Origin of the sequence: Micrococcus sp. EYE_212 (assembly GCF_023147585.1) — a bacterium.
GTDB lineage: Bacteria > Actinomycetota > Actinomycetes > Actinomycetales > Micrococcaceae > Micrococcus.
The window spans coordinates 128,586-153,627 of the sequence record NZ_JAHXOZ010000003.1; the positions used below are offsets into that span (position 1 = coordinate 128,586).

Consider the following 25,042-nt stretch of genomic DNA (forward strand, 5'->3'; position numbering starts at 1 on the left):
TGGCCCCGACGCGACCCGGACGGGCGCGCCGCGGAACGGCACGGGGCACAATGGCCCCATGAGAGCCGTCCTGCAGCGCGCCCGTTCCGCGTCCGTGACCGTGGTCGACGCCGAGGCCGGCACCCGCGAGGTGGTCGGCGGGCTCGCGGCGCCCGGGCTCATGGTCCTGCTGGGAGTGAGCACCGAGGACGGACCCGCCGAGGCGGACGCCCTCGCCGCGAAGGTGGCGCACCTGCGCATGCTCGACGGCGAGGAGTCCCTGGTGTCCGCCGCCGCGCCGGCCCTCGTGGTCAGCCAGTTCACCCTCCACGGGGACGTCCGCAAGGGCCGCCGCCCGTCCTGGACGAGGGCGGCGCGCGGCGATCAGGCGGAACCGCTGTACGAGCGCTTCCTGGCCGGGCTGGAGGCGGAGGGCGTGCACGTGGAGCGCGGTGTGTTCGGCGCGCAGATGGACGTGGCCCTCGTGAACGACGGGCCCTTCACGCTGATCGTGGACACCGACGACCTGGCGGGGCCGCGGCGAGGCTGACGACGCCCCTGCCGCGGCCCGAGGGTCAGGCCTGGGGCGCCTCGGCCCTCTCGCCCTCGGCCCTCTTCGGCTCCGGCTTCGCGTCCACACCGGCCTCCTTGCGCTGCTGCGGCGTGATCGGCGCCGGGGCGGCGGTCAGCGGGTCGAAGCCGCCACCGGTCTTCGGGAAGGCGATGACCTCGCGGATCGACTCGGTGCCGGCCAGCAGCGCCACCACGCGGTCCCAGCCGAAGGCGATGCCGCCGTGCGGCGGGGCTCCGTACTTGAAGCCCTCGAGCAGGAAGCCGAACTTCTCGTTCGCCTCCTCCTGGGACAGGCCCATGACCTTGAACACGCGCTCCTGCATCTCCTGGCGGTGGATGCGGATGGAGCCGCCGCCGATCTCGTTGCCGTTGCACACGATGTCGTACGCGTAGGCCAGGGCCGAGCCCGGATCGGTGTCGAAGGTGTCGGCGAACTCGGGCTTGGGCGAGGTGAACGCGTGGTGCACGGCGGTCCACGTGCCGGAGCCCACGGCCACGTCGCCCGAGGCGACCGCGTCGGCGGCGGGCTCGAACATGGGGGCGTCGACGACCCACACGAACGCCCAGTCGGCGTCCTTGGCCTCGACGCCGTTGCCGGCGTCCGTGAAGAGCTCGCAGCGGCGGCCGATCTCCACGCGGGCCGCGCCGAGCAGCGCGCGGGCCTCCTTGGCGGAGCCGGCGGCGAAGAACACGCAGTCGCCGGGCTCGGCCCCGACGGCGGCGGCAAGGCCGGCCTTCTCCTCGTCGGTGATGTTCTTGGAGACGGGGCCGGTGAGGGAGCCGTCCTCCTGGACCAGCACGTAGGCCAGGCCCTTGGCGCCGCGCTGCTTGGCCCACTCCTGCCAGGCGTCCAGGGTGCGGCGCGGCTGGGAGGCCCCGCCCGGCATGACGACGGCGCCCACGTACTCGTTCTGGAACACGCGGAAGGGCGTGTCCTTGAAGTACGCGGTGAGGTCGGTCAGCTCGAGGCCGAAGCGCAGGTCCGGCTTGTCCGAGCCGTACTTCTCCATGGCCTCGGCGTAGGTCATGCGACGGATCGGGGTCTCGACCTCGACGCCCACGAGGCCCCACAGGGCCTGCACGATCTTCTCGCCGAGGGCGATGACGTCGTCCTGCTCCACGAACGAGGCCTCGATGTCCAGCTGGGTGAACTCGGGCTGGCGGTCGGCGCGGAAGTCCTCGTCGCGGTAGCAGCGCGCGATCTGGTAGTACTTCTCGATCCCGCCGACCTGCAGCAGCTGCTTGAACAGCTGCGGGGACTGGGGCAGGGCGTACCAGGAGCCGGGCGCGAGGCGGGCGGGGACGAGGAAGTCGCGGGCGCCCTCCGGCGTCGAGCGGGTCAGCGTGGGGGTCTCCACCTCGGTGAAGCCCTCGCCGTGCAGCAGCTCGCGGGCCGTGCGGTTGGCCTCGGAGCGCAGGCGCATGATGCGGCTCGGCTGCGGGCGGCGCAGGTCGAGGTAGCGGTGGCGCAGGCGCGCCTCCTCGCCGACCTCCACGTGCTCGTCCACCTGGAACGGCAGGGCGGCCGCGGTGTTGAGCACGGTGACGTCCTCGGCGATCAGCTCGACCTCGCCCGAGGCGAGGTTCGCGTTCTCGTTGCCCTCGGGGCGGCGCTCCACGGTGCCGGTGACCTGCAGGACCCACTCGTTGCGCAGCGGGTCGAAGTCGGCCTCGTCGCGGACGACCACCTGGGCGCGGCCCGACGCGTCGCGCAGGTCCACGAAGGCGACGCCGCCGTGGTCGCGCCGCTTCGCCACCCAGCCGGTGACGGTGACGGTCTGGCCGATGAGCGAGGCGTTGAGCTCGCCGAGGTGGTGGGTGCGCAGCACGGGGTGTCCTCTCCGTCCGGTGTCCGCCGGACGAGGTGCGGGGTTCATGTGATGGTCGGTCCGCCGTGGTATCCCTGGGGGACACGCGCGCGGACCGTCGCACGCGAGTCTACTGGCCGCCCGACGGCGCCAGGCCACCACCGTCCCCTCTGACCAGGAGGCCCCGTGCTGCAGCGCCGCCTGACCCTGCCCCACGCCATCGCCATCGGTCTCGGCTCCATGATCGGTGCGGGCGTCTTCACCGCCATCGGCCTCGCGGCCGCCCTCACGGGCGGGCATCCGGGGCTGCTCTTCGCGGCACTCGGCCTGGCCGTGCTCACCGCGCTGTGCAACGCGCTCTCCACCGCCCAGCTGGCCACGGTGCACCCCGAGTCCGGCGGCACCTACGTGTACGGCCGCCGGCAGCTGCACCCCCTCGCCGGATTCCTCGCCGGCTGGGGCTTCGTCACGGGCAAGACGGCCTCGGTGGCCGCCATGGCGACGACGGTCGGCCTCTACCTCTTCCCGGACCAGCCCCTGGCCGCGCGCCTGGCGGGCGTGGCCGCCGTCGTCGTCCTCACGGGCGTGGCCATGGCGGGCGTGACCCGCACCGCGCAGGCCACCATGGCCATCCTCGTGCCCGTGGTGGCGGTGCTCGCCCTCACGACGGCGGCCGGGCTGGCCCTCGGCGATCGCGGCGCGGGCGACGTGGCGGGCGGCCTCGGGGACGCCCCCATGGCGGGCGCGCTCATGGGCGCGGGCGTGCTGTTCTTCGCGTTCGCCGGCTACGCCCGCGTGGCGACGATGGGAGAGGAGGTCATCGACCCGCGGCGGACCATCCCGCGGGCCATCCTGATCGCCCTGGGCCTGACCGTCGGCCTCTACACGCTCGTGACGCTCGGGCTCCTCGCCGCGCTCGGCCCGAGGGGCCTGGCGCTCTCCCCGGCGCCCGTGCGCGAGGCACTCGAGGTCACCCTGGGCTCCGGATGGGGCTGGCTCGCCCTCGTCGCCGCCGGCCTGGCCAGCGCGGGCGCGATGCTCAACCTGCTCACCGGCATCTCGCGCACGGCCCTGGCGATGGCCCGGGAGTCCGACCTGCCGCGGCCCCTGGCCCGCGTGCACGAGCGCACCGGCACGCCGTGGGTCGGCCAGCTGGCCGTCGCGGTGGCCGTGATCCTGCTCGTGCTCACCACCGACATCCTCACCGTGGTGGGCTTCAGCTCCTTCGGCGTGCTGGTCTACTACGCCGTGGCCAACCTCGCGGCGCTCACCCTGCGCGGCGGCGAGGACGGCAGGGACGCCGCGCTCCCCCGCCCGCTGCGGGTCCCGCGGGCCGTGAACGTGCTGGGCCTCGTGCTGTGCCTGGTCCTGGCGTTCACCCTGCCGCCTCTGTCCGTGGTGGCGATGCTCGCGGTCTTCCTCATCGGCGTGGGCGGACGCGCCTTCGTGCTGGCCGGGCGGGACCGGCCCCCGCGCTGAGGCCGGAGGCCGTCAGGCCGATGCGGGCCGTCGGCGACGACGCTCCTGGCGAGCCGCGGCGATGCCGGCCACCGCCAGGGCCACCAGCAGCCCGCCGAGCACCAGCACGGTGATCTCGTACGGCTGCGGGACCAGCGGGTTCGGCTCCCCGGCGGTGAGGAGGGTCAGGACGGCGGTGGGCAGCTCCATGGTGGCATCCTCGGCGTCGGCCATGACCCGCCTCACGGACAGGCGGGTCGGACGGGCATCGGTCAGGCGGGGTCGACGTCCTCCGCGCGCGTGATCTGCGGCAGCAGGTCCTCGGCGGACGGGGTCCAGTCGGCCGGGTCGGCCGCGGTCTGCTCGCCGGAGCGGATGTCCTTGACCTCGTGGGTGCGGGTGCCGGCGTCGTCGCGACCCATGAACCACACGTAGGGGATGCCGCGGCGGTCGGCGTACTTGATCTGCTTGCCGAACTTCTCCGCGCTCACGGCGACCTCGGCCGGGATGCCCCGCTCGCGCAGCAGCGCGGCCACGTCCTGCGCCTCCGACCAGTCCGCGTCCTGGGTGAGTGCGACGTACACGGCAGTCGGCACGGAGCGTGAGGCCACGGCCATCTCCTGCGAGAGCATGCGCATCACGAGGCGCGTCACGCCGATGGAGAGGCCCACGCCCGGGAAGACGCGGTTGCCCTTCGACGCCAGCGCGTCGTAGCGGCCGCCCGAGCAGATCGAGCCGAGCTGCTCGTGGCCCACGAGCACGGTCTCGTAGACGGTGCCGGTGTAGTAGTCGAGGCCGCGCGCGATCGAGAGGTCCGCGACGGCGCGCCCGGGGGCGCGGCGGTGCAGCGTGCCCACGACGTCGGCCAGCTCGGCCAGGCCCTCCTCGAGCAGCTCGTCCTCCACGCCGAGGGCGCGGACCTGCTCGACGAAGGAGGTGTCCTCGGTACGGATCGCGGCCAGCTCGAGGGCCTGGCGCGCCTGCTCCTCGGTGGCGCCGAGCTCCTCCTGCAGCAGGCGGGCGACCTCGTCGGGGCCGATCTTCTCCAGCTTGTCGATGGAGCGGAGCACGCCCGCGGCGTCGGTGAGCCCGATGCCGCGGTAGAAGCCCTCGGCGAGCTTGCGGTTGTTCACGCGGATGAGGAAGTCGCCGATCGGCAGGGCCCCGAGCGCCTCGGCCATCACGAGCGCGACGTCGGCGTCGTAGCGCGGGGAGAGCTCGCCGTCGCCCACGACGTCGATGTCCGCCTGCGTGAACTCGCGGGCGCGACCCTCCTGGGGGCGCTCGCCGCGCCAGACCTTCTGCATCTGGAAGCGGCGGAACGGGAAGGCGAGGTGGCCGGCGTTCTCCACCACGTAGCGCGCGAACGGAACGGTGAGGTCGAAGTGCAGCGCCAGGCGCTTCGGGTCGTTCGGATCCTTGGCCGAGGTGCCCTCGGCGTCCTCGGCGAGGCGGGAGACGGCGTAGACCTCCTTGTCGATCTCGCCCTTGCGCAGCAGCTGGCCCAGGGTCTCGACGGCGCGGGTCTCGATGCCGGCGAACCCGTGGAGCTCGAAGGTCCGGCGCAGGGTGTCCAGCACGTGCTGCTCCACGAGGCGCTCGGCGGGGAGCCACTCGTGGAAACCGGAGAGGGAGGCCTTGCGGGACATGGGAATCCTTCGCGACGACGGTGAGGAGCGGTGGCGGGAACGGAGCACCGAAGCCCGAGCACCGGCCCATTCTAGTCGGGGCCGCCGACGCGGCCGGTACGCTGGGGACGTTCGTGTCCATCCCGACCGGCCCGCGCCCCGCGTGCGCGTCGGCGCATCCAGGGAGAGTTCCAGCGGTGACCCACCAGCAGCAGCCCGACGACCAGCAGTCCCCCGCCCTCGAGGACGAGGCCGAGGCGACCGCCGCCCTGCCCGAGCAGGACGCCCCCCAGACCCCCGAGCAGGACGCTCCGAACCAGGACGCCGTTCCTGCCGAGGACGCCGGCGCCGAGGAGCCCCCCGTGCCCGCGGAGGCCCAGCCGCTGGCCGTGGTGGTGCCCGACGCCTCCGAGCACGGCACCGCGCCGGCCGAGGACACCGCGGAGGCCCCGGCGGAGTCGTCCGCCGAGCAGGCCGCGCCCGCCGCCCGCCCCGGTCCGGCCTCCCCCGCCGCGATGCGCCCCGCGGCGCCCAAGGCCCCCGCCACTCCCGCCGCCGTGAAGCCGGCGCGTGCCGCCAAGGCCCCGGCCGTCGTCGCGCCCGCCGTGCCCCCCACGCCGATCGCCGAGGCCGCCCGCTTCGCCCGCGTGAGCGAGGACGGCCACGTCACGCTGCTGGACGGCGAGGACGAGGTCGCGGTCGGCCAGGTGCCGGAGGCCTCCACCGAGGACGCGCTCAGCTACTTCGTGCGCAAGTACGACGACGTGCGCGCGCAGATGGCCCTGTTCCAGCAGCGCATCGCCGCCGGGGCCCCCTCGGGCGAGCTGGGCAAGGCCCTGGGCCAGATGACCTCCGCCGTGGACGAGCGCCACATGGTGGGCGACATGGCCGCGCTGCGCACCCGCCTCGCCGCCCTCGACACCCTCCTGGGCGACTACCGCGCCGCGGAGCAGGAGGCCCGCCAGGCCGCCCAGGCGGAGCAGCTGGCCGCCCGCGAGGCGATCGTGGCCGAGGCCGAGGGCTACGCCGGCACCGCCGCGGAGCGGATGCCGTGGAAGCAGGCCTCCGCGCGCATGGCCGAGCTGTTCGACGAGTGGAAGGCCGCGCAGAAGGCCGGCCCGCGCCTGTCCAAGCCGGTGGAGGACGGCCTGTGGAAGCGCTTCCGTGCCGCCCGCACCACGTTCGACAAGACCCGCCGCGCCCACTTCTCTCGCCTCGACGCGGCGAGCTCCGAGGCCAAGCAGGTCAAGGAGAAGCTGATCACCCGCGCGGAGGAGCTCTCCTCCTCCACGGACTGGGGCGTGACGGCCGGCAAGTACCGCGACCTCATGGACGAGTGGAAGAAGGCCCCCCGCGCCTCCCGCAAGGAGGACGACGCCCTGTGGGCCCGCTTCCGCGCCGCACAGGACGTGTTCTTCGCGGCCCGCAAGGCCGTGGACGCCGAGGTCGACCGTGAATACGCCGCCAACCTGAAGGTCAAGGAGCAGATCCTGGCCGACGGCCAGAAGATGCTCCCCGTCACCGACCTCAAGGCGGGCCGCGCCGCGCTCAATGCGCTGCGGGGCCGCTGGGAGGAGGCCGGCAAGGTGCCGCGGGGCGACATGCGCCGCATGGAGGAGGGCTTCCGCAAGCTCGAGGACGCCGTCAAGGAGGCCGAGTCCGAGCACTGGCGCCGCACCGATCCGGAGACCAAGGCCCGCACCAGCTCGGCCCTGACGCAGCTCGAGGAGACCATCGCCGGCCTCGAGGCGGACCTGGAGAAGGCCAAGGCCAAGGGCGACCAGCGCGGCATTGCGAAGGCCCAGGAGGCCCTCGACGCCCGCCTGCAGTGGAAGCAGGCCCTCGAGGCCGCGGCCTCCGAGCTGCGCTGACCCCTCCGCGGCGTCCCCCGAACGCCGGCTCCCGCACCCCCGTTCGGCACCTGTCCACAGGTGCCGAACGGAGGTGCGGCGTCTCTGGCACGCTTCGGTGCCATGAGCACCTCCCCCGCCCCTGCGCCCGCCGCGCCGCCGACGGCCGCACCGCCGGCCACTGCCCTCCCGACGTCGGCCCGCCGCGGGCTCGCGACGGACCTCGTTGTGGCCGGGGAGCACTTCACCGACGCGGAGCTGCAGGCGCTCGTGCACCGCGGCGCCATCGATCGGGTCCTCCCGGGCGTCTACTGCCGGTCCCGCGCGGCCCGCGACGCGGAGACACGGGCCGCCGCCCTCTGGCTCCTGGCCGGCCCCGTCCTGGCGGCCGGCTGGACGGCGGTGGGCCCGTCAGCGGCGTGGGTGCTCGCGGGCGGGCCGGCGCCCCCGCGGATCCACGCGGCCGTGGCGCACTACCACCGCCTGCCCGCCGGCGGCACGGTCCTGCCGTGGGCGCTCGTGCAGTCGGACGTGGCCGCGGGGCCGCAGGGGCACGCCGAGGCCGAGGCGGACGTGATGCGGGTCGGGCCGGCGCGCGTGACGACGCCGGCCCGCACCGTGGAGGACCTCCTGCTCACCGGGGACCCGGACCACGCGCGGCGCGCCGCGCACGTGATGGCCCGCCACGGGACGGCGGGGCTGACGGAGCGACTGGCTCGGCCCACGCGGCGGGCGGGCGTCGTCGCCGCCCGGGCCCGCCTCGCGGCGCTGCTCACTGCGCTGGAGGCGCCCGGGTGAGGGGCGCTCAGGTGCGGTGGACGTCGAACACGCCGTCGATCCGGCGCACCGCGTTGACCACGTGGCTCAGGTACATGGGATCGCCCATCTCGAAGACGAACCGGCTCATGGCCACGCGGTCGCGCGTGGTGTTCACGGACGCCGAGAGGATGTTCACGTGGTTCTCCGCGAGCACACGCGTGACGTCCGAGAGCAGGGACGTGCGGTCGAGCGCCTCCACCTGGATCTCCACGAGGTAGACGGTGTCCCGCGAAGGCGCCCACTCCACGGGCACGCGGCGCTCGGGCTCCTGCCCCAGCATGGTCGCCAGGTTGCGGCAGTCGGCCCGGTGCACGGAGACGCCAGAGCCACGCGTGACGAATCCGTCCACCTCGTCCGGGGGAACGGGGTTGCAGCACCGCGCCAGCTTTGCCAGCACCCCGCCGTCGCCGGCCACGAGCACGCCGGCGTCGTTGGTGGCACGCTGCGGGGTGCGGCGCGTCTGCGCGGGGACGAGCGCTGCGAGGTCGACCTCGCCCACGGGGAGCTCCGCGGTCGGCTCCGCGGCGGGGGGCGTGGGCGGGGCCAGGCGCTCCTCGAGCCGCTCGCACACGGCCTGCGCGGAGACATGCCCGTCGCCCACCGCGGCGAAGAGGCCGTCCAGGTCGGCGTAGCCCATCTCCTCCGCGACCCCGACGATCTCCTCGCCGCCGAGCACCTTCTGCACGGCAAGGCCGGCCCGGCGCATGCGTCGGGTGAGGGCCTCGCGGCCGCGCTCGGCCTGCTCGTCGCGGCGCTGGGTGGCGAAGTGGTGGCGGATCTTGGACCTGGCCCGCGGCGAGACCACGAACCCCATCCAATCCCGGCTCGGGCCGGCGTCCTCGGCCTTGGAGGTGAACACCTCCACGGTGTCCCCGTGGCTGAGCGGGGTGGAGAGCGGCACGAGCTTGCCGTTCACGCGCGCGCCGATGGTGCGGTGGCCGACGTCGGTGTGGATGGCGTACGCGAAGTCCACCGGCGTGGACCCGGCCGGGAGGGAGCGGATCTCGCCCTTGGGCGTGAACACGTAGACCTCGTCGGCGCCGATCTGGGTGCGCAGCGCGGAGAGGAACTCGTCCGGGTCCCGCGTGTCCTTCTGCCAGTCCATGACGGAGCGCAGCCACGCGGGCGTGGCCTGCGCGGGGGCCTGGGCAGCCGCAGCCGCCCCGGCCTTGTACCGCCAGTGCGCGGCCACGCCGTACTCGGCCTGGCGATGCATCTCCAGCGTGCGGATCTGGATCTCCACGGGCTTGCCGTCGGGGCCGATGACGGTGGTGTGGAGGGAGCGGTACATGTTGAGCTTCGGGACGGCGATGTAGTCCTTGAACCGGCCCGGGATCGGGTTCCACCGCGCATGGATCACGCCCAGCACCGCGTAGCAGTCCCGCACGGTGTCCACGATGATGCGGATGCCCGTGAGGTCGTGGATCTGGTCGAAGTCCTTCCCGCGCGTGATCATCTTCTGGTAGATCGAGTAGTAGTGCTTGGGGCGCCCGGTGACGGTGGCCCGGATGCGCTGCTCGCGCAGCTGCTCCTCGATCACGCCGCGCAGGGACTGGAGATGCTTCTCCCGCTCCGGATTGCGGTCGCCCACGAGGCGCACGAGCTCCGCGTAGACCTTGGGCTTCAGAGCCGCGAACGCGAGGTCCTCGAGCTCCCACTTCATCGTGTTCATGCCGAGCCGGTGCGCGAGCGGGGCGTAGATGTCCAGGGTCTCCCGCGCCTTCTTGGCACTCGAGGCGGGTGAGACGTAGCGCCACGTGCGGGCGTTGTGCAGGCGGTCCGCGAGCTTGATGAGCAGCACGTTCACGTCCTGCGCCATGGCGATGACCATCTTGCGGACGGTCTCGGCCTGCGCGGCGGCCCCGTAGGTCACCTTGTCCAGCTTCGTGACGCCGTCCACGAGCAGCGCGACCTCGGGGCCGAAGTCCCGGCGCAGCTGATCGAGCGAGTAGTCGGTGTCCTCCACGGTGTCGTGCAGCAGGGCCGCCAGGAGCGTGGGGCCGGTGACGCCGATCTCGGCGAGGATGGTGGCCACGGCCACGGGGTGCGTGATGTAGGGGTCCCCCGAACGGCGCATCTGCCCCGCATGGCAGCGCTGCGCGACCTCGAAGGCGCGCACGATCTCCATGAGCTCGGCGCGGGTGGCGCGCTGGCGCACGGTGCGCATGAGCGGCTCGAGCAGCGGCGAGTACTCGGTGGCGTGGCGGCCGGTGAGGCGGGCCATGCGGCCGCGGGGCCGCGCCGCGGCGGGCGGTGTCTGCGGCGCCGGGGGCGGGCCGGCCGGGGCGGGGTGCTGGTGCTGCTCGCTCATGGCGGCGACTCCTTCGGATACCGGGCCCGGCCCGCGGATGATGGGCGAGTCTACCCCGGGCGAAGGGACGGGGGCGGGAGGGCACGTCGCCGTGCCCGCCCGCCCCCGCCCGGGTCGTCGTCAGCGGATCAGACCGCCGGGACGCGCCCCTCGCCGTCCGCGCCGCGGGCGGCGGAGAGCTCGCCCACCCGCGCGTCGTGCGCCCGCACGTCCGCGTCGCCGCGGCGCAGGAGCGCGTACAGCGGGGCCTGGATGAAGAGCGTGGAGAGCGTGCCCACGATGATGCCCACGAACAGGGCCAGGGCGATGTCCCGCAACGTGCCGGCCCCGAGCAGTCCGGCGCCGATGAACAGGATGGAGCCCACGGGCAGGATGCCGACGATCGAGGTGGTGATGGAGCGGACGAGCGTCTGGTTCACGGCCAGGTTCACGTTCTGCGCGAACGTGCGGCGGGGGTCCTCGTGGTCCGTGGCCGTGTTCTCGCGGATCTTGTCGAAGACCACCACGGTGTCGTAGAGCGCGTAGGAGAGGATCGTGAGGAAGCCGATGATCGCCGAGGGCGTCACCTCGAACCCCGTCGCCCCGTAGATCCCGGCGGTCAGGGCCACCACGTACAGCATGCCCAGCACGGCGGCGAGCGACATCTTCCACGTGCGGAAGTACAGGGCCATGAACAGGGTCACCAACACCACGAACACGATCAGGCCGATGAGCGCCTGCTGGGAGACCGCCTGGCCCCAAGTCGGGCCGACGAACGTGGAGGTGACCTGGTCCTGTCCCACCCCGTAGGCGCCCTGGAGGTTCTCGGCCACCTGGCGGGTCTGCGCGTCGTCGAGCTGTTCGGTCTGCACGCGCATGGTGCCGGGCGCGATGTCGGTGACCGTGGGGTCCGAGTCCGGCACCACGTCGGCGACGGCCTGCCGTCCGGGCTCCACGTCCGTGGACTGGGCGGAGGAGACGGTGAACTCCGAGCCGCCCTTGAACTCGATGCCGAGGTTGTACCCGCCGCGCAGCGCGGTCAGGCCCGCGGCGAGGGCCAGGAGGATCCCGGCGAGGGCGAACCAGCGCCCCCAGCGCTGGACGAAGGGGTAGGAGGTCCGCCCCGAGTAGAGGTCGTTGCCCCAGGCTGCGAAGCGGTTCACGGCGTGTCCTCCTGTGCGGCGGCGCGCTCGGCGCGCCGGCGTTCGGCGATGGTCATGGGGGCCGCCCCGCGGCGCCCGCGGGACGGGCCGGCGAGGACGGACGCGGCGGCGTGCGCGCCCGAGGCGGGGGCGCCGTCCTCCTCGGCGGGGGTTCCCGGCGCGGCGACCCGGGGCTCCCGGAGGCGGCCCGCGCCCTGGTACAGCGCCGGCTCCTCCCCCAGCAGCGAGGGGTCCAGCCCGGACATGCGGTGCCCGCCGCCGACGAAGCGGGTCTGCGCGAGCAGCTGCATGATCGGGTGGGTGAACCAGAAGACCACGATGAGGTCGGCGATCGCGGTGAGGCCCAGGGTGAAGGCGAAGCCGCGGACGTTGCCCACGGCCACGAAGTAGAGCACGACGGCGGCGAGCAGGTTCACGGCCTTCGACGCGGCGATGGTGCGCTTGGCGCGCTTCCAGCCCTCGTGGACGGCGACGTCCACGGTGCGGCCCGCGCGCAGCTCGTCCTTGATGCGCTCGAAGTAGACGATGAACGAGTCGGCCGTGAGGCCGATCGCCACGATCAGGCCCGCGATGCCGGCCAGGGAGAGGCGGTAGTTGTCCGTCCAGCCGAGGATGGCGATGGCGAGGTAGGTCAGGAGTCCGGCCACCACGATCGAGGCGAACGTCAGCAGGCCGAGGGCGCGGTACTGGAAGAGCTGGTAGACGGCCACCAGGGCGAGGCCGATGAGGCCCGCGATCAGGCCCCAGAACAGCTGGTCCTGGCCGAGGGTGGCGGAGATCTGCTGTTCGGACTCGATGGAGAAGGAGATGGGCAGCGAGCCGTAGCTGAGCTGCTCGGCGAGCTGAGCGGTGGACTCCTCCGTCATGCTGCCGCCGCTGATCTGCGCGCTGCCGTTGGTGATGACACCGTTGGACTGCGGCGCGGAGATGACCTCGCCGTCCAGGACCATGGCGAACTGCTTGCGCGGGTCGCCCTCCGGGTACGGGGTCAGGCGCTGCGTGACCTCGGCGAAGGTCTTGGCGCCCTCGGCGTCGAAGTCGATGTTCACGACCCACTGGTTCGTGGACACGCCGCCCGTCGCCTGGGCCATGCCGTTGGTGGCGCCGTCGATCTGGGTGCCGGGGATGACCACGGGGCCCAGGAGGTACTTCACGGACGGGGAGACGATGCCGCCGTCCGTCTCCTCCGCCGGCTGGCACGCCACGATCGCCTGGTCCGCGGGCTGGGCCGGGGCGGAGGGATCGCGGGGCACGGTGCAGTCCGCGCGCTGGAACTCGTCGGCGAGCTCGGGCGTCAGCCGGTTCGGGTCGTAGGCGTCCTTCGGCTCCGCGGTGGGCTTCGGGAACTGGTCAGCGGGAATGAGCTGGTCCTCGGGGGTGGCCTCGCCGGGGGCGGCCTGCAGCACGGGGCGGAACACCATGTCCGCAGAGGCCTGGATGAGGCGGCGCGTCTCGTCGTCGGGCACGCCGGGGAGGGAGACCACGACGTTCTCGGCGCCCTGGGTGGCCACCTCGGCCTCGGCCACGCCGGAGCCGTCCACGCGCTGGCGGATGATCTCCACCGCCTGCTGGAGCTGCTCGGGGGTGGCCTCCTCACCGGAGGCGGTCTGCGGGGCCAGCACCATCTGCGTGCCGCCCTCGAGGTCCAGGGCCAGCTTCGGGGCCCAGCTCGCCTGGCCGGAGGCCACGCCGAAGCCGAGGATCGCCGTGAGCGCCACGATCAGGGCGGCCAGCCAGGCCAGGGTGCGCGCGGCTGAGCCGGTGGGGGATGTCTTCGCCATGCTTCAGGTGCTTCCGTCCGCGTCGGGGGCGGCCCGTGTCCGGGCCGCCGGGTGGGTCTCAGGGGCGGTCGGTCCGCGGGGCGGTGCCCTCATGGCCGGGGTCCACGACGTCGGCCGCCGTGGAGCCGGACGCAGCACTCTCCGGAGCGACGCGCGGGTCGGTGGTCGGCGCGGCGGTCGGCTCGGCGAGGACGGGACCGTCGGCCGCGGCGTCGACGCCGGTGGGCTCCACGACGCTGGCGATGCCCTGGAGGTGGAAGTCCATGCGGATCCCGGGGGCGACCTCGAGGGTCGCGCGCTGCTCGGACTCGTCGAGGCGCACCACGCGGCCGAAGATGCCGGAGGTGGTCATGACCTCCTGGCCCGGGGTGAGGCCGCGGCGCATCTCCGCCTGCTGCGTCTGCACCTTCTTCGCGCGGCGCATGGAGATGAACATGAGCACGGCCAGGGCCGCGAACATGAGCAGCATGAACATGCTGGAGCCGCCGCCGGCGGGCTGTGCGGCCGCCGCGGGGGCGAGGGCGGGGAGGGCGTGGTCGAGCGAGGACATGCGTCGGGCTCCGTCAGTCGAGGTCGGGGTCCGGGCCAGTCTAGGGGCCGTCCCCGCCCGGGCCGCTCAGGCGGAGCCGGGGGCTGCCGGCGCCGTCAGCCCCAGGTGCTCCCACGCTCCAGCCAGCGCGACGCGGCCACGCGGCGTGCGGGCCACCATCCCCTCGCGGATGAGGAAGGGCTCGGCCACCGTCTCCACGGTCTCCATCTCCTCGCCCACCGCGGTGGCCAGGGTGGACAGGCCCACCGGCCCCCCGCCGAACGTGGTGCACAGCGCGGTGAGCACCGCGCGGTCGAGGCGGTCCAGCCCGCGAGCGTCCACCTCGTACATGGTGAGGGCGGCCGAGGCGGCCTCGGCGTCCACGGACTCCAGGCCCTTCACGAGCGCCCAGTCCCGCACGCGGCGCAGCAGCCGGTTGGCGATGCGCGGGGTGCCGCGCGAGCGGGAGGCGATCTGCCGGTAGCCGTCCGTGTCCACGCGCATGTCCAGCAGCAGGGCGGAGCGGCGCAGCACGCGCTCCAGCTCCTCCTCTGCGTAGAACTCGAGGTGGCCGGTGAAGCCGAACCGGTCCCGCAGGGGGCTGGGCAGCAGGCCCGCGCGGGTGGTGGCGCCCACGAGCGTGAAGGGCGGCAGCTCGAGCGGGATCGAGGTGGCGCCGGCGCCCTTGCCCACCACGATGTCCACGCGGAAGTCCTCCATGGCCATGTAGAGCATCTCCTCGGCCGGCCGGGACATCCGGTGGATCTCGTCGAGGAAGAGCACCTCCCCCTCGGTGAGCGAGGAGAGGATGGCCGCGAGGTCGCCGGCGTGCTGGATGGCCGGGCCGGAGGACAGGCGCAACGGGGCGTTCATCTCCGCCGCCACGATCATGGCCAGCGTGGTCTTGCCGAGGCCGGGCGGGCCGGAGAGGAGCACGTGGTCCGCCGCGCGGTCCCGCAGCCGGGCCGAGGCCAGCATGAGGTCCAGCTGCTCGCGCACGCGCATCTGCCCCACGAACTCGTCGAGGTGCTTCGGCCGCAGCGCCGCCTCGAGCCGGCGCTCCTCCGCGTCCGCCTCGGGGGCGGTCATGGGCCGCTCGGCCATGCTCACCGGCCCCCGCGTGCGGCGCCGGCGGTGCCGACGTCGCGCAGGGTGGCGCGCAGCAGCGCGGCGACGTCGCGGGAGTCCTCGAGCTCCGGCCGGGCGGCGACGGTGGCGGCCACGGCCTTCTCGGCCTCCTTCTCGGACCAGCCCAGGCCCGCCATGGCCGCGACGACGTCGGCGTGCCACGCGGTCGCGGCGGCCTCCTCGGCGGCGGGGGCGTCCTCCTCCGGGACCTGCTCCCCCGTGGGGGCCAGCCGACCGGAGAGCTCCACGATGATCTTGCGCGCCATCTTCGGGCCGATGCCCGGCACGCGCGTGAGGGCCTTCTCGTCCTCCTCTGTGACGGCGCGACGCACGGCCTCCGGGTGGTGCACCGCGAGGATGGCCAGGGCCAGGCGCGGGCCCACCCCGTTGGCGCCGATCAGCACCTCGAACACCTCGCGCTCATGGCGGTCGGCGAAGCCGTAGAGGGTCAGCGCGTCCTCCTTGACCACGAGGTGCGTCTGGACGTGGCCGGGGCGGCCCTCGTGCAGGGTGGCGAGGGTCTGCGGGGTGGAGTGGAAGAGCACGCCCACGCCGCCGGTCGCGATGACGGCGCGATCCAGCGCCACGTGCTCCACGGTGCCGCTCAGGGACGCGATCATGCTGGGCCTTCCGACGTCGAGGGGGACGCATTCGAACATATCATCGAACGTCCCGCGATCCCGGCATCCGCCCGGCCCCCGGCGAGGGCGCGGGGTCAGCGGCGCCTGCCGCCCGTCGAGCGCTCCGCGGCGAGCCACGCCCGCTGCGCCGCCGTCATCTCCCCGGCCCGCGTCGGCAGGGGGACCCGGGCCGCGGAGCGCGATCGTCCCGCCCGCGAGGCCATGTCGGCCGTGTCCATGCCGGTCTGCCCGGCCGCGTGGCCGAGGGCGGTGCCGCGCCAGCCGTGGGCGATGGCCAGCGCGAGGGCGTCGGCGGCGTCGGCCGGCCGCGGCGGGGCGTCGAGCCGGAGGATGCGGGTGACCATCGTGGTGACCTGCTCCTTGCCCGCGTCGCCGTGGCCGGTCACCGCCGCCTTCACCTCCGAGGGGGTGTGCAGCCCCACCGGGATCCCGGCGCGCGCCGCCGCCGCGATCGCCACGCCGGCCGCCTGGGCCGTGCCGAGCACGGTGGGCGTGTTGTTGTTGGCGAACATGCGCTCCACGGCGGCGCGGTCGGGCCGGTGGCACGCCATGATGCGGGTCACGGCCTCGTCGATCCGCAGCAGCCGCTGGTCGAGGGAGGTCCCGGGCGGGGTGCCCACGACCTCCACGTGCACGAGCGCGGCCCGACGACGGGCGTCCACGTCCACGACGGCGATCCCGCAGCGGGTGAGCCCGGGGTCCACCCCCAGGATGCGGACGACCTCGGCGGGCCGCGTCACGGCGGTGCTGCTCAGTCCTCGTCCAGCTGGGCGAGGATCTCGGGGGCGATGTCCACGTTCGAGTAGACGTTCTGCACGTCGTCGAGCTCCTCGAGCGCGTCCACGAGCCGCAGGAAGGTGCCGGCGCCCTTGGCGTCCTCCAGCTGCACCTTCATGGTGGGGATGAACTCGACCTCGTCGGTCTCGTACTCGACCGAGGCGGCGTCGAGCGCCTCGGCCACCGCGCGCAGGTCAGAGGGATCGGAGACGATCTCGAAGTCCTCCCCGGCCTCCACGACCTCCTCGGCGTCCGCGCCGCCCTCGAGGATCGCCTCGAGGAGCGAGTCCTCGGTGTTGCCCTCGGCCGGCAGGCGCACGACGCCCTTGCGCGTGAAGAGGAAGGAGACGGAGCCGGAGTCGGCCATCGTGCCGCCATTGCGGGTCACGGCCACGCGCACCTCAGAGGCGGCGCGGTTCTTGTTGTCCGTGAGGCACTCCACGAGCAGGGCGGAGCCCTGGGGGCCGCGCACCTCGTACATGATCTCGACGTAGTCGATGACCTCGCCGGTCAGGCCCGCGCCGCGCTTGATGGCGCGGTCGATGTTGTCGTTGGGGACCGAGTTCTTCTTGGCCTTGCTGACGGCCAGGTCCAGAGCCGGGTTGCCGGACATGTCCGCGCCGCCGGCGCGGGCGGCGACCTCGATGCCCTTGATGTACTTGGCGAAGGCCTTGGCGCGACGCTGGTCGATCACGGCCTTCTTGTGCTTGGTGGTGGCCCACTTGGAATGTCCGGACATGCACGCCTCCTGGCTTCGACTGCTGGCTCGACGGCCCAGTCTAGCCAGCGGGCCCGCACCCGCCGACGTCGGCCGCCGTCGTAGGGTGCCCGTATGACCTCCCTCACCGACACCCTCCCCGAGGGCCATCCCCTGCTGAGCCCCTCGGCCCTCCCCCACGAGCTGCCCGACTTCGCCGCGTGCTCCGACGCCGACCTCGCCGCCGGCATCCGCCAGGGCATGGCGGAGCAGCGCGCCGAGGTGGAGGCGATCCTCTCCTCCCCCGATGCCCCGACCTTCGAGAACACCGTGCGGGCGCTCGAGCTCTCCGGGGACCTGCTGCGCCGCGTCGCCGCCGTGTTCTTCACGCTCGTCGGCGCGGACGGCACGGACGCCCGGCAGGCCCTGGCCCAGGAGCTCTCCCCTGAGCTCGCCGCCCACGAGGACGCCCTGCTGCTGGATCCGCGGCTGGCCGAGCGGGTCGCCGCGATCGACGCCGGCTCCCTCACGGGCGAGGACGCCCGCCTGCTCGAGGTGCTCCGCCAGCGGCTCGACGTCGCCGGCGCCCACCTGGGCGGCGCGGAGCGGGAGGAGCTGCAGCGCATCAACGGCGAGCTCGCCTCCACGTCCTCCGCCTTCACGCGCCGCCTCGTCGCGGACACCGCCGCCCGTGCCGTGCTCGTCACGGACCGCGAGCGCCTCGCGGGCCTCGGCCAGGACGACGTCGACGCCGCCGCGGCCGCCGCGGTGGAGGCCGGGCACCGCGCGGCGGACGCCCCCGCGGGCGAGGGCCCGTGGCTGCTGACCCTCTCCCTGTTCACCTCCCAGCCCTGGCTGGCGGACCTCGAGGACGAGGCGCTGCGCCGGGAGGTGTTCGAGGCCTCTGTGGGCCGCGGCGCATCGGGGGAGAACGAGACCCTGACGCTGGCGATGGAGATCGTGCGGCTGCGGCTGCGCAAGGCCCGCCTGCTGGGCGCCTCGTGCTGGGCGGAGCAGGCCCTCAAGGACCGCTCGGCGCCGTCCGTGGCCGCGGTGGAGGAGCTGCTCTCCGCCATGGCTCCGCGGGCCATGGCCAACGCCCGCCGGGACGCCGCCGTCGTCGCGGGCACGGGTGACGGCGCGGCCGAGGTGGCCCCGTGGAACTGGCCGCACCTGTCCGCGCGGCACGCGCGGGAGGCGTTCGCGGTGGACACCGCGGCCCTGCGCCCGTACTTCGAGCTGGACCGCGTGCTCACGCAGGGCGTGTTCGCCGCGGCGGGGGCGCTGTACGGGCTCACGTTCACCGAGCGCCCGGAGCTGGCGCGGCACCTGTACCGCCCCGGCATGCGGGTCTGGGAGGTCGCCCGCGAGGGCGGCGAGTCCGTCGGCCTGTTCGTGGGCGACTTCTTCGCCCGGGCCACGAAGTCGGGCGGCGCGTGGATGCACACGGTGCGGGACAAGTCCGAGGCCCTCGGCGAGAAGCCGGTGGTGTTCACCACCATGAATGTGCCCGCCCCGGCGGAGGGCCGCCCGGCGCTGCTGACCCTGGACGAGACCACCACCCTGTTCCACGAGTTCGGCCACGCCCTGCACGGCCTGCTGGCTGAGGGCGAGTACCCCTCGGTGACCGGCACGGCCGTGCCGCGGGACGTCGTGGAGTTCCCGAGCCAGGTGAACGAGATGTGGATCCGCGAGCCGCAGATCCTGGCCGCGTACGCGCGCCACGAGGAGACCGGCGAGGAGCTGCCCGCCGGCACCCTGGAGAAGCTCGAGGCCGCGGACCTGTGGGGCGAGGGCTACCGCACGGTGGAGTACCTGGGCGCCACGCTGATCGACTGGGCGTGGCACACCCTCACGGAGGAGACCGTGGACGCGGCCACCGCGGATCCGGCGGCGTTCGAGCGCAGGGTCCTCACGGAGGCGGGCATCGACCCGGACCTCGTGCCCCCGCGCTACGGCACCGGCTACTTCAAGCACATCTTCGGCTCGGGCTACGCGGCGGGATACTACTCGTACGTGTGGGCCGAGGTGCTGGACGCGGACACCGTGGAGTGGTTCCGGGAGAACGGCGGCCTCACGCGGGAGAACGGCGATCGCTTCGCAGCGGAGCTGCTCGCGCGCGGCAACACGCGGGACCTGCTCGAGTCCTACCGCGCCTTCCGCGGGCGGGACGCGGAGCTGGAACCGCTGCTGCGGCGCCGGGGGCTCACCGAGGGCTGAGCGCGACCCCGTGACCGGGGACGAGCAGTCATGAGGATGGCCGGAACCGACCCGGTTCCGGCCCGGTCTCCGGCCATCTTCAGGACACCTCCGCCGTGACACGAACGCAGGTGGAGGGTGTCGCCTCGCGGGCCGGTCTCACCGGTAGGGCGCACACTCCCGGACATCGGCACGGCTCCTCCATCCTGGACGCGGCACCAGCCCGCCGTCGGGCAGCGACCACCCGCGGGACACGACAGTCGATCCGTCACGCAGTGTCAGCGTGGTCTCCGACCGCCCGGGCGCCTCCCTGATCCGCACCCGGCCGTCGACGACGGCGTCGATCACCTGCCGTGCGAAGTCCAGGTCGTCGTCGTCCACGCCGATCTCGAAGCGTGCACACCCGTCCACGGAGATCGTCAGTCCCATCACAGCGGCCCCCCGGCTCGGCGAGGTCACCGCATACCTGCATCTCCGCCGCGTCCCTCCGGTGGGGCACAAGGTCCAGCACGATCATGTCCGCGCCGGCGAGTTCAGCGAGTGAGATCCGCGCCGACCCACGACACACCTCCCGAGCGTGGCCGTACAGGTCCTCCATCCCCCCTCGTGACACCTCGAGCGGGGCCTCGACTCGCTCCCGGCGCCTCCATCACGACGTCATGCGCGGCGGGTGCCGGGCCGGCTCGCGCCGAGCACCGCGCGCAGCCAGCCGCGCACGGTGGTGTCCCACTTCTTGGGGTCCACGTTCTGCTCGCGCGTGTGGCGGGCGCGCTGGAACCGCACGAACCGCACGAGCTCGGGGTTGCGCTCGGCCAGGTCCATGGACGGGCCCACGGGCACGTACTCGTCGTCCTCGGAGTGCAGGATCAAGGTGGGCACCCGCACCTGCTCGGCGCGGGTCACCCAGTCCATCGCCTTCAGGTCCACGGGGGCCGCGAGGCCGGTGACGAACCGGCCGGCCCGATTGGAGAGCAGCCACTGGCCCAGCAGGCCGATCGCCTCCGGGATGCGGTTGAGCTTGGCCTGGTGCTCGAGCACGTCCATCCAGTCGACCACCGGGCCGGTGAGCACCACGGCCCGCACATGAGGGGCCAGCGCGGAGCGGTCCACACACTGCAGCGCCACCGCCCCGCCCATCGACCAGCCGAACAGCACGACGTCCTCGGCCCCCTGCTCCATCGCGTACCGGATGGCGGCCTCCACGTCCTCCCACTCCGTGGTGCCGAGCCCATAGCGCGCGTCCGGGGCGTCGGGGGCGTCGCCGTCGTTGCGGTAGGAGATCAGCAGGGATGTCATGCCGAGTCGCTGCGCCGTGGGCACCGCGCGGATGCCCTCGTTGCGGCGGGCGCCCCGGCCGTGCACCATCACGGCCCACCGCCCCTCGCCGGACCGGGCGTCCTGATCCGCCTCCGGGTCCACGCGCCAGGCCGGGGCGCAGCCGTTCGGCACGGGGACGAGCACCTCGGCGGCCTCGAGTCCGGCGTCGGCCGGGGTGGGGTACACGAACGCGGTGAAGCGCCCCTTCACGGCGGCCCGCAGCTCGCCGGCGTAGACCTCCTCCACGACGCGCTGTACCGTGCCGTCGCGCGGGTCGAACGAGGTGATGGCACCGATCCGCGCGCAGCCGGCGCCGCCGTCGAAGGTCAGCGAGTAGACGCCGGGGACGGTGGTGTACTCGTCGGCCGGCAGGATGACCTCGGGCCCGTCCTCCCCGTCCACGACGGCCAGGATCGCCGTCGACTCCGCGTGCTGGCGGACGGGCGTCACCACCGTGCGGGCGAAGACGCCCGCGAGCGCGGAGCTGGCCCCGGCCACGACGAACGCCCCGGAGAGGGCCACGCTGCCCAGCACCGGGGACCAGCGCGCCATGGGCGCGGCGATCGCCACGGAGCCGCGCACGGTGCCCTTCACCCCTCGGCGCACCAGGCGCTGCGCGAGGGGCACGGCTCCGCGAGCGCGGGACCGGTGGCGGCGGGGGCGACGGCGGCAGGAGGAGGCCATGAGTGCATTCTCGACCACGCACGCGCGGGCGGGCCAATCCGCACCGACCGCGCCGATCCGGCCGGCCCGGCGGGGAACAGGGCGAGCGGCGCGGGCGTTGTGCGGACCATGAGCACCCACGAGACCGCATCCCCGGACACCCCTCCGCACGCCGCCCCGCCCGCGACGCCGCACTCCGCGGCCCTCACCGAGGAGGAGTGGGCGCGCCGCCTCACCCCGGAGGAGTTCCAGGTCCTGCGCCGCGCCGGCACGGAGCGCCCCTACACGGGCGAGTACTGGGACTCCCACGTGCAGGGCGTGTACGCGTGCCGCGCGTGCGGGGCGGAGCTGTTCCGCTCGGACGAGAAGTTCGACTCCCACTGCGGCTGGCCCTCCTTCTTCGCACCCCTGGCCGAGGACCGCGTGGAGTACATCAAGGACGAGACCCTCGGCATGCAGCGGATCGAGGTGCGCTGCGCCGGGTGCGGCTCCCACATGGGCCACGTGTTCCAGGGCGAGGGCTACGGCACGCCCACGGACCTGCGCTACTGCATCAACTCGATCTCGCTGCGCCTCAGCCCGTCCGACGTGCCCTCCGCCGACGCGTCCGACACGCCGGGCGACGCGGCGTGAGCGCCCCGGGGGCGCCGACGTCGCCCGCCGACCTGCGCGCCTTCGCCTCCGACAACTACGCGGGCGTCCATCCGGACGTGTGGGCCGCCATGCTGGACGCGGACGCGGGCCACGCGCGGGCCTACGGCGAGGACCCCGTGACGGCGGCGCTGCAGGAGCGCGTCCGCGCGACCTTCGGCGAGCGGGCCTTCGCGCTGCCGGTGTTCAACGGCACGGGCGCGAACGTCGTCGCACTGCGGGCCCTGACGCCCCCGTGGGGAGCGGTGGTGTGCGCTAGCCACGCGCACATCGCCACGGATGAGGGCGGCGCCCCCGTGCAGGTCGGCGGGCTCTCCCTGCTCCCGGTCTCCACGGGCGACGACGGCAAGCTCACTCCCGCGCTCCTCACGCCCGTGCTGGGCTCCTTCGGATTCGTCCACACGGTGCAGCCGGCCGTGGTGGAGATCGCCCAGGCCACCGAGGTCGGCACCGTGTACTCGGCGCAGGAGGTGCGGGCGCTCGCCGACGCCGCCCACGCCGCCGGGCTGAGCGTCTACATGGACGGCGCCCGCCTGTGCAACGCGGCCGCCGCCCTGGGTGTGCCCCTGCGGGAGTTCACCACCGACGCCGGCGTGGACGCGGTCTCCTTCGGCGGCACGAAGAACGGTGCGCTGGGCGCGGAGGCCGTGGTCGTGCTGAACCCGGAGGCCGTGGCCACCGCGGCCATGGTCACCGACCGCGACGTGCCGGGCCGCGAGCGCGACGCGGACTCCGCGGCGCAGATGTCCCTGGGGTACCTGCGCAAGTCCTCGATGCAGCTGGCCTCGAAGCAGCGCTACCTCTCCGCGCAGCTGCTGGCCCTGCTCACCGACGACCTCGGCGTGCGCCTGGCGGACCACGCCAACGCCATGGCCCGCCTGCTGGCCGAGCGCGTGTCCGCGCTCGAGGGGGTGGAGCTCTCCCGTCAGCCCGAGGCCAACGCGGTGTTCGCCGTCCTGGACCCGGCCGCCGCCGACGCGGTGCGCGCCCGTTACCCGTTCTACGACTGGAACCCCGCCACCGGCGAGGTGCGCTGGATGACCTCGTGGGACACCTCCCGCGAGGACGTCGCCGGGTTCACGGACGCGCTCGGCCAGGCCCTGGCGGCCCGGCGCTGAGGACCGCCGACGGCGCGCCCTGCGCCGCGACGCGCACCGGCCCGCCTACGCTGTCGGGCATGACCGTCACCGGGGCGCCCCACGCCGCGCGCGCCGAGGTGCCCGCGGAGTTCCGCCGGGCGCTCGCGGAACTGCGCGACGCCCGGCCCCGCACCCCCGTGCGCCTGCGCGAGATCCCGGCCCCGCCCGGTCTCGCCCCGCACGCCGTGGCCCTGGCCGCGGACGTGTGCGAGGACGTCGCCGCGGAGAACCCGGCCAGCCCCGTGCTGGCCACGGGCCGCTTCGTGCTCCTGCACGATCCGGCCGGCTCGCCGCAGTGGCGGGGCCGGTTCCGCGCGGTCACGTACATCCGGGCGAGCCTGGAGCCCGACGTCGCCACGGACCACCTCGCCGGCGCCGTCGCCTGGACCTGGCTCGTGGAGGCCCTGGAGACCCGGCACGCCGAGCACACCGAGGCCGGAGGCGTGGCCACGCGCCAGCTCGCGGAGAGCTTCGGCACCCTGGCCGGCGAGCCGGACGTGACGGACATCGAGCTGCGCGCCTCCTGGACCCCGAGCGGGCGGGATCTCGGGGCGCACCTGGAGGCGTGGTCGGACATGATCTGCGCCTTCGCCGGCCTGCCGCCCGAGTCCGCCGCTCTCCCCCACCCCACCCACTGACGACCCACCAGCAGGAGCACTCCATGACCCAGGCCGCGTCCGCACCGGGACAGCCGTCCCCCGACGAGGCCGCCGGGGAGGCCCCCGCGCCCCGGCTCATCACCGAGCCCGAGGGCGGGACCCCGCATGTGACCGACACCCCCGCCGGGCTCGAGGCCTGCGCCCGCGCCATCGCGGCGGGCACCGGACCGGTGGCCGTGGACGCCGAGCGCGCCTCCGGCATCCGCTACGGCCAGCGCGCGATGCTCGTGCAGCTCAAGCGCGCGGGCGCGGGCATCTGGCTCGTGGACCCGGAGGCCTTCGACGGCCTGGAGCCGCTGGCCGAGGCCCTGAGCGGGGTCGAGTGGGTCCTCCACGCGGCCAGCCAGGACCTGCCCTGCCTGGCCGAGCAGGGGCTGCGCCCGGACGCCCTGTTCGACACGGAGCTGGCCGCCCGCCTGGCCGGGCTGCCCCGCGTGGGCCTGGCCGCCGTCCTGGAGGCGATGCTCGGGGTCACCCTGGCCAAGGAGCACTCGGCGGCGGACTGGTCCACCCGGCCGCTGCCCGAGGGCTGGCTGGCCTACGCGGCCCTCGACGTCGAGCTGCTCGTGCCGCTGAGGGACGCGCTCGCCGCGCTGCTGGAGGAGCAGGGCAAGACGGAGTGGGCGCGCCAGGAGTTCGAGACCGCCCGGCTGGCGCCCCCGCCCGCCCCGCGCACGGACCCGTGGCGCCGCACCTCCGGCTCGCACAGCCTGCGCCGACCCGCACAGCTGGCCGTGCTGCGCCGCCTGTGGGAGGCCCGCGAGGAGCTGGCCCGACACCGGGACGTCGCCCCCGGCCGGCTCATCCCCGACCGCTCGCTCGTGGCCGCCGCCACCGCGCAGCCCCGCACGGTCCCCGCGCTGCGGGACACCTCCGGCTTCCATGGCCGCTCCGCGTCCCGGGAGGCGCCCCGCTGGATCGCCGCGATCCGCGCCGGGCTCGAGGACACCGCCGACGGCGCAGCCCCGCCCCTGCACGTGCGCGGCGGGGACGCCCCGCCGCCGCCGCGGGCGTGGCGCGATCGCGACCCGCTCGCCGACCGGAGGCTCAAGACCGCGAAGGCGCGCGTGGCCCGCCGCGCGGAGCAGCTCGACATGCCCACCGAGAACCTGCTCACCCCGGACACGCTGCGCCGGATCTGCTGGGAGCCGCCCACGCCGCTCACCCCCGAGTCCGTGGAGGACGCCCTCCGCGAGCGCGGGGCGCGGCCGTGGCAGGTGGAGAACGTGGCCGCGGTCCTGACCGTGGCCCTGCTGGATCCGGACCCCGTGGAGGACTGAGCGGCGTTCCTGG

At 74.3% G+C, this 25,042-nt stretch carries 22 protein-coding genes; 9 read left to right on the forward strand and 13 right to left on the reverse strand.

Annotated elements, in window-relative coordinates; genetic code table 11:
* The first annotated feature begins 58 nt into the window (after window positions 1-58).
* Window positions 59-529, forward strand: a complete 471-nt coding sequence (gene dtd / locus KZX60_RS03355; RefSeq protein WP_248115616.1) for a D-aminoacyl-tRNA deacylase — start codon at window positions 59-61, stop codon at window positions 527-529.
* A gap of 25 nt (window positions 530-554) precedes the next feature.
* On the opposite strand, the gene aspS is transcribed toward dtd, so the two are convergent.
* Window positions 555-2,381: an aspartate--tRNA ligase gene (gene aspS, locus KZX60_RS03360; RefSeq protein ID WP_248115617.1), complete on the reverse strand. Its 1,827-nt coding sequence runs from the start codon at window positions 2,379-2,381 to the stop codon at window positions 555-557.
* Between the two features lie 165 nt (window positions 2,382-2,546).
* On the opposite strand from aspS, the gene KZX60_RS03365 reads away from it, so the two are divergent.
* A complete protein-coding gene (locus KZX60_RS03365) occupies window positions 2,547-3,839 on the forward strand; it encodes an APC family permease (RefSeq protein ID WP_348983734.1) in 1,293 nt (430 codons plus the stop codon).
* 12 nt (window positions 3,840-3,851) lie between these two features.
* On the opposite strand, the gene KZX60_RS03370 is transcribed toward KZX60_RS03365, so the two are convergent.
* Both KZX60_RS03370 and hisS read right to left on the reverse strand, forming a co-directional pair.
* The gene (locus tag KZX60_RS03370) at window positions 3,852-4,028 is read right to left on the reverse strand and encodes a hypothetical protein (protein WP_248115618.1); all 177 of its coding nucleotides are present in this window, start codon (window positions 4,026-4,028) and stop codon (window positions 3,852-3,854) included.
* Window positions 4,029-4,090: 62 nt separating this feature from the next.
* The gene (hisS, locus tag KZX60_RS03375) at window positions 4,091-5,467 is read right to left on the reverse strand and encodes a histidine--tRNA ligase (RefSeq protein ID WP_248115619.1); all 1,377 of its coding nucleotides are present in this window, start codon (window positions 5,465-5,467) and stop codon (window positions 4,091-4,093) included.
* A gap of 176 nt (window positions 5,468-5,643) precedes the next feature.
* On the opposite strand from hisS, the gene KZX60_RS03380 reads away from it, so the two are divergent.
* Window positions 5,644-7,317, forward strand: a complete 1,674-nt coding sequence (locus tag KZX60_RS03380; protein WP_248115620.1) for a DUF349 domain-containing protein — start codon at window positions 5,644-5,646, stop codon at window positions 7,315-7,317.
* 102 nt (window positions 7,318-7,419) lie between these two features.
* Complete coding sequence (locus KZX60_RS03385) at window positions 7,420-8,094, forward strand: hypothetical protein (protein WP_248115621.1); 675 nt, start codon at window positions 7,420-7,422, stop codon at window positions 8,092-8,094.
* A gap of 7 nt (window positions 8,095-8,101) precedes the next feature.
* Here the strand turns inward: KZX60_RS03385 and KZX60_RS03390 are convergent, their stop codons facing one another.
* The 8 genes from KZX60_RS03390 to KZX60_RS03425 form a co-directional block, all read right to left on the reverse strand.
* A complete protein-coding gene (locus tag KZX60_RS03390; protein ID WP_248115690.1) occupies window positions 8,102-10,339 on the reverse strand; it encodes a bifunctional (p)ppGpp synthetase/guanosine-3',5'-bis(diphosphate) 3'-pyrophosphohydrolase in 2,238 nt (745 codons plus the stop codon).
* A gap of 215 nt (window positions 10,340-10,554) precedes the next feature.
* Window positions 10,555-11,568 carry a protein translocase subunit SecF gene (gene secF, locus KZX60_RS03395; RefSeq protein WP_248115622.1) on the reverse strand — a complete coding sequence of 338 codons (1,014 nt, stop codon included), beginning with the start codon at window positions 11,566-11,568 and terminating at the stop codon, window positions 10,555-10,557.
* Entirely contained in the window at window positions 11,565-13,349 is a 1,785-nt protein-coding gene (gene secD, locus KZX60_RS03400; RefSeq protein ID WP_248115623.1) for a protein translocase subunit SecD, read from the reverse strand. The genes secF and secD overlap by 4 nt, the downstream gene beginning before the upstream one ends.
* Before the next feature lie 58 nt (window positions 13,350-13,407).
* The gene (gene yajC, locus KZX60_RS03405) at window positions 13,408-13,899 is read right to left on the reverse strand and encodes a preprotein translocase subunit YajC (protein WP_248115624.1); all 492 of its coding nucleotides are present in this window, start codon (window positions 13,897-13,899) and stop codon (window positions 13,408-13,410) included.
* A 66-nt stretch (window positions 13,900-13,965) separates the two neighbouring features.
* The gene (gene ruvB, locus KZX60_RS03410; RefSeq protein ID WP_248115625.1) at window positions 13,966-14,982 is read right to left on the reverse strand and encodes a Holliday junction branch migration DNA helicase RuvB; all 1,017 of its coding nucleotides are present in this window, start codon (window positions 14,980-14,982) and stop codon (window positions 13,966-13,968) included.
* Window positions 14,983-14,984: 2 nt separating this feature from the next.
* Window positions 14,985-15,626, reverse strand: a complete 642-nt coding sequence (gene ruvA, locus KZX60_RS03415; protein WP_248115626.1) for a Holliday junction branch migration protein RuvA — start codon at window positions 15,624-15,626, stop codon at window positions 14,985-14,987.
* Between the two features lie 95 nt (window positions 15,627-15,721).
* A complete protein-coding gene (ruvC, locus tag KZX60_RS03420; protein WP_248115627.1) occupies window positions 15,722-16,387 on the reverse strand; it encodes a crossover junction endodeoxyribonuclease RuvC in 666 nt (221 codons plus the stop codon).
* A gap of 11 nt (window positions 16,388-16,398) precedes the next feature.
* Entirely contained in the window at window positions 16,399-17,163 is a 765-nt protein-coding gene (locus tag KZX60_RS03425) for a YebC/PmpR family DNA-binding transcriptional regulator (RefSeq protein ID WP_248115628.1), read from the reverse strand.
* A 93-nt stretch (window positions 17,164-17,256) separates the two neighbouring features.
* Between KZX60_RS03425 and KZX60_RS03430 the strand changes: the two genes are divergently transcribed.
* Window positions 17,257-19,341 carry a M3 family metallopeptidase gene (locus KZX60_RS03430; RefSeq protein ID WP_248115629.1) on the forward strand — a complete coding sequence of 695 codons (2,085 nt, stop codon included), beginning with the start codon at window positions 17,257-17,259 and terminating at the stop codon, window positions 19,339-19,341.
* Window positions 19,342-19,479: 138 nt separating this feature from the next.
* Here KZX60_RS03430 and KZX60_RS03435 read toward each other — a convergent pair whose 3' ends face one another.
* Both KZX60_RS03435 and KZX60_RS03440 read right to left on the reverse strand, forming a co-directional pair.
* Complete coding sequence (locus tag KZX60_RS03435) at window positions 19,480-19,749, reverse strand: hypothetical protein (RefSeq protein WP_248115630.1); 270 nt, start codon at window positions 19,747-19,749, stop codon at window positions 19,480-19,482.
* 228 nt (window positions 19,750-19,977) lie between these two features.
* Complete coding sequence (locus tag KZX60_RS03440) at window positions 19,978-21,321, reverse strand: alpha/beta fold hydrolase (protein WP_248115631.1); 1,344 nt, start codon at window positions 21,319-21,321, stop codon at window positions 19,978-19,980.
* A gap of 108 nt (window positions 21,322-21,429) precedes the next feature.
* Between KZX60_RS03440 and msrB the strand changes: the two genes are divergently transcribed.
* The 4 genes from msrB to KZX60_RS03460 are packed head-to-tail and all read left to right on the forward strand — an operon-like array spanning window position 21,430 to window position 25,029.
* A complete protein-coding gene (gene msrB, locus KZX60_RS03445; protein ID WP_248115632.1) occupies window positions 21,430-21,933 on the forward strand; it encodes a peptide-methionine (R)-S-oxide reductase MsrB in 504 nt (167 codons plus the stop codon).
* A complete protein-coding gene (locus tag KZX60_RS03450) occupies window positions 21,930-23,069 on the forward strand; it encodes a beta-eliminating lyase-related protein (RefSeq protein ID WP_248115633.1) in 1,140 nt (379 codons plus the stop codon). Before msrB ends, KZX60_RS03450 begins: the two co-directional genes overlap by 4 nt.
* Window positions 23,070-23,128: 59 nt before the next feature.
* Complete coding sequence (locus KZX60_RS03455) at window positions 23,129-23,728, forward strand: DUF3000 domain-containing protein (RefSeq protein WP_248115634.1); 600 nt, start codon at window positions 23,129-23,131, stop codon at window positions 23,726-23,728.
* A 23-nt stretch (window positions 23,729-23,751) separates the two neighbouring features.
* Window positions 23,752-25,029: a ribonuclease D gene (locus KZX60_RS03460; RefSeq protein ID WP_248115635.1), complete on the forward strand. Its 1,278-nt coding sequence runs from the start codon at window positions 23,752-23,754 to the stop codon at window positions 25,027-25,029.
* Window positions 25,030-25,042 lie beyond the last annotated feature (13 nt).